The organism is Bradyrhizobium sp. PRIMUS42 (assembly GCF_023006515.1).
Lineage (GTDB): Bacteria > Pseudomonadota > Alphaproteobacteria > Rhizobiales > Xanthobacteraceae > Bradyrhizobium.
Genome location: NZ_JALBGZ010000532.1, coordinates 1 through 4410, shown reverse-complemented (window position 1 = coordinate 4410; position 4410 = coordinate 1). Strand labels below are relative to the sequence as shown.

Genomic DNA, 4410 nt, shown 5'->3' with positions numbered 1-4410 from the left:
GGCTGCGCCTGCCACGGCCTGTCCCGGTCAAGGTGAACGTCGCGATGTCCTAGGCGCGGTTGACGCCGACGCTCCAAGTCAGCGGCGGCCCAGGCCACGCTCCGACCGCTGGTCAGCATCCATCAGTCCCGGCTGACAGGAACCTTTTCAGGGGGGAACGGTTGGCATGCGATGGCGAGGCCGCAGCACAGCCGCCGCTCATGAAGACCGCGTGGACCAGTGCCCTGAGCGGCTGTCCGATGCAGTGTCGTCCTGCACTCCCGCAGCTGAATTCGGTAAACGCTCAGCGGACGACGGGACAGGGACAGCATGAGGCCTGTAACGCGACAGCCCTTCAAACCCCGCACCCCTGAAGAACTAATGGCGCTGCTGGGTGCAGTAGCAACCGCGGTTCTGACCGTCATCATCATCTCGATGCTCTATTTCGGTCGAGATATCTTCGTGCCCGTTGCGCTGGCCATACTCCTCAGCTTTGTACTGGCGCCGCTGGTCGGAATATTGCAACGAATCCATGTCCCGCGGGGATTGGCAGTCGTGAGCGTGGTTGTCGTCGCGTTCATGCTGATCTTCGCGATCGGAAGCCTTCTCGCCACCCAACTGACGCAACTCGCTGGGGACCTGCCCAGATATCAATCCACGATCAGCGACAAGATCCAGGCATTCCGGGACACCAAGGCCGGCAGGGGCACGCTGGAGCGTGCTTCCGACATGCTGAAGGATCTCAGCAAGGAGCTTGATAGACCGAAGGATGCCCCGCCCCCGCCCCGGACCGGCATGGTCGCTGGCTCAAATGCCTCGGCGCCACCGGTACCGGTCGAAGTGCGCCAGCCCGATCCCGGCGCGCTGGAGAGTCTGCGAACCCTGATCTCTCCGCTCATTCATCCGCTCGCGACCACCGGCATCATCATCATTTTCGTCATCTTCATCCTCATTCAACGCGAGGATCTTCGTAACCGCTTCATTCGGCTGGCGGGCTCCTCGGATCTGCAGCGCACCACCGCCGCATTGGACGATGCAGCGAGCCGCCTCAGCAAGCTGTTTCTGACCCAGCTCCTCCTGAACGGTGCATTCGGCGTGGTGATCGGCACCGGCCTCTGGGTCATCGGAATTCCCAGCGCGATCCTCTGGGGCATCCTCGCGGCTGCGCTTCGTTTCGTTCCCTATGTCGGCGCCGTTATCGCCGCCGCATTTCCGCTGGCACTCGCAGTTGCCATCGATCCCGGCTGGTCGATGCTGCTTTGGACTCTCGCCCTCTTTCTTGTCGTTGAACCGATCGTAGGCCATGTCGTCGAGCCGATGGTTTACGGGCGCAGCACGGGGCTTTCACCCGTTGCCGTCGTCGCATCGGCAACGTTCTGGACCGCGCTTTGGGGACCGATCGGCCTTGTCCTTGCGACCCCCCTCACGATTTGCCTCGTGGTGCTCGGGCGGCATGTGGAGCGATTGGAATTCCTCGACGTCATGTTTGGAGACCGGCCAGCGCTTTCTCCTCCGGAAATCTTCTATCAGCGGATGCTGGCGGGAGATCCGACCGAAGCGGCCGAAAAGGCAGAGGAATTTTTGAAAGAGCGCTCGCTGGCTTCGTATTATGACGAGGTTGCGCTGAAGGGTTTGCAGATGGCGCAAGCCGACGCGGAGCGCAATGCGCTCGACCAGGAACGGCTCACGAAGATTCGAGACGCCGTCAGCGAATTTGCAGCGGATCTTGCCGAACAGGACGACCGGCCCCCCGCGAAGAGCAGTTCAACCAAAGATGTTGAAGCCTCATCCGCGGTTGAAGGCATTGCGGAGAATGCGGCCAACGAACACCTGCCTTACCTCCGCAAAGAGACTCTCCCGCCGGACTGGCAGGGCGAACACCCCGTCCTCTGCGTGGCCGGACGCACGCTGATCGATGAGGCGGCCGCGATCATGCTGGCCCAGCTTTCGACCGAGCACGGGCTCGCCGCGCGGGTCGAAGGCGCGGCATCGCTTTCCACGACCAATGTCTTTCGTCTGGATACGACGGGCGTTGCGATGGTCTGCCTGGTCTATCTGGATGCCCACGCTGCGGCACACATGCGGTACTCCATGCGGCGTCTGAGACGGAAACTGCCGAAGGCAACCATCATCCTGGGCTGCTGGGTCAAAGACGTTGACCCGGCTGCCCTGGAATCGCTGCGGGAAGGCGCCAAGGCTGATCTCGTTGCAACGAGCATCGGCGAGGCCGTCAGGCTGTGCATCGATGCGACGGGGGTAACGGAACAGCAGCGTGAAGCCCCCGGGCAGGATGGAACCACAATTGCTGCGGCATGACATCTCCATCGCAACTTTGGAAGCGTTTCTCGTCGCTCTATAGCCCCGTACGCTGAACCAAGAATGCCAGGGTCATCACTGCGAGCTAAATCATGAAGCGTCCCTGGACGCTGCTGGGCTGCAAAGGTCGTTCTCTTGCGCCCGCCACAACCGGACGCGCTTCAAATTCAGCCTCTGCAGAGCACAATCCACGGGCCGCTCAGCCCCTCCATACTACGCCGTCCGCAACACCGGCGCCGGCGGCTGCGACGGCCTGACGAGCGCGAACGCGACCTGCACGATGCCCCCTGCCAAGCCCAGCGCCACGCCGATGCGCCAGGCCATGGTGTAGGAGCCGAGCGCGTCGTAGAGCACCCCGCCTCCGTAGGCACCGAGGAAGCTGCCGATCTGGTGGCTCATGAAGGCGAGGCCCTGGATCATCGCCTGCCAGCGCAGGCCGAACATCTCGGCGACGGCGCCTGCGACCAGCGGGCCGACGCCCATCCAGAGGAAGCCCATGATGGCGCCGAACAGCAGCGTCGAGAACGGCGTTGCCGGCAGCATGAAGTACCAGGCGAGCGCCAGCGAGCGCAGGATGTAGATGCCGCCCAGAAGCGCCAGCTTGTTCCAGCGCTCGCCGGCCCAGCCGAAGAACAGCGAGCCCAGCACGTTGAAGCCGCCGATCATGCCGAGCGTCTGCGCGCTCAGCATCGGATCGAGGCCGCAGATCGCCAGATACGACGGCAGATGCGTGGTGAGGAACACCAGCTGCATGCCGCAGACGAGATAGGCGCACGTCATCACCACGAAGGAGGCGTTCCCGAACGCCGCCCTGGTCACCGACGCGGCGGTAGCATCGCCAATGTCGTCGGCGGCCGGCGTTTGCCGGGTCCGAGCGGCCCTGCGTCGTTCCTGATGTATGAGGGCGCCTCGGGCGAGCGCTACACGATCTACACCGCCAAGACCGAGAATGGTGCGACGCAAATGCGTTACGCCAGAACGGACAAGGACGGCGCGCTGTTCTGGGCCGAGCGCGGCGTCGGCTACGTCGTCAGCGGCGGCGGTGATCGCGACCGGCTTACCAAGGTGGCGCAGGCCGTCTACGATCAGGCCGAGAAAAACGGCACCTGAGCAACCGCATAGAGGCGGTGCCTCGATTCCGTCATTGAAAATTTGGAATGAAGACATCGGCGCGTCTCATTATCGCACCGGATGATCACGCGAAAATGAGCAGCGTTCGATCCGCCGATCGACGCGGGCGGCCTCGATTGGGGTTTTTGGTACCGCGCTGGTCCCCCTCTCGAGGCCGCACCCTTTTATCGGCTGCCCCGCCGGACAGCCGACACGTCACAAACGTCAGCGTCGAAGCGCGAGCCGCGCTTCAGGCGTATGTTGAGCATCATCCTTTCGGGAAGAGAATGCTCCGAGCGTCGAGCTGGCCTCGGATAGCGCCCTAGCCGAGTCCGCTACGTGGATTGTAGGGGTGTTGGTCCCGCCACTTCTCCATCAATGCTTCAAGCGCGGCGTCGTTCCCGTCCGGTAGCATAATCCTGATGGTGACGAAGAGATCCCCGGTTCCACCGGCTTTCGGCAGGCCCTTGCCCTTGAGGCGGAAGGTCCGGCCACTGGAGGTGTTTTTCGGGACCGAAAGCTCCACGGCATTGCCGAGGGTGGGCACGCGGACCTTGGCCCCGAGCACCGCCTCGTAGAGCGTGACCGGCAGGTCGATGCGCAAGTCGGCGCCCTCGACCTTGAAGTAGGCGTGCGGCGCGATGCTGATGGTGATCAGGAGATCGCCGGGTGGATGGCCCTGCGCGGACTCGCCTTGTCCCCGGAGCCGGATCTGCTGGCCCTCGGTGACGCCGGCCGGAATCTTGACGTTGAGCTCCTTGCCCGTCGGCAACCGGACGCGCTTCTCGCCACCCTTGACCGACTCTTCCAGCGAGACGGACATGGCAACATTCACGTCGAGATCGAGCCCGACGCCGCCGGTGTCGAATTCGAACTGCCCGGCACTGCCGGCTCCAGGCCGGGCGCCACGCATCCCGCCGCCGAACATGCTGTTGAGGATATCCTCGAAGGCGCCGCCGCCCTGGCCAGGGCCGCCGCCGGAGCGGAACGTATAGCTCTCGAATC

2 protein-coding genes and 2 pseudogenes are annotated in these 4410 nt (G+C 63.7%); 2 read left to right on the top strand and 2 right to left on the bottom strand.

Annotated features, from left to right (window positions below):
- Positions 1 to 360: 360 nt before the first annotated feature.
- Positions 361 to 2295: an AI-2E family transporter gene (locus MOV75_RS28560; RefSeq protein WP_247007015.1), complete on the top strand. Its 1935-nt coding sequence runs from the start codon at positions 361 to 363 to the stop codon at positions 2293 to 2295.
- A 213-nt stretch (positions 2296 to 2508) separates the two neighbouring features.
- Here MOV75_RS28560 and MOV75_RS28555 read toward each other — a convergent pair.
- Positions 2509 to 3153, bottom strand: a pseudogene (locus MOV75_RS28555) (MFS transporter); the annotation flags it as partial.
- Between MOV75_RS28555 and MOV75_RS28550 the strand changes: the two are divergent.
- Positions 3139 to 3405: pseudogene (locus tag MOV75_RS28550) on the top strand (anti-sigma factor); the annotation flags it as partial. The pseudogenes MOV75_RS28555 and MOV75_RS28550 overlap by 15 nt on opposite strands.
- Positions 3406 to 3727: 322 nt before the next feature.
- Here MOV75_RS28550 and MOV75_RS28545 read toward each other — a convergent pair.
- A partial coding sequence (locus MOV75_RS28545) for a J domain-containing protein (RefSeq protein ID WP_247007013.1) occupies positions 3728 to 4410 on the bottom strand: 683 nt, incomplete at its 5' end.

Excerpts from the sequence above, each read along its gene's own strand:
- MOV75_RS28560 (WP_247007015.1), top strand. The coding sequence starts at position 361 with ATGGCGCTGCTGGGTGCAGTAGCAACCGCGGTTCTGACCGTCATCATC.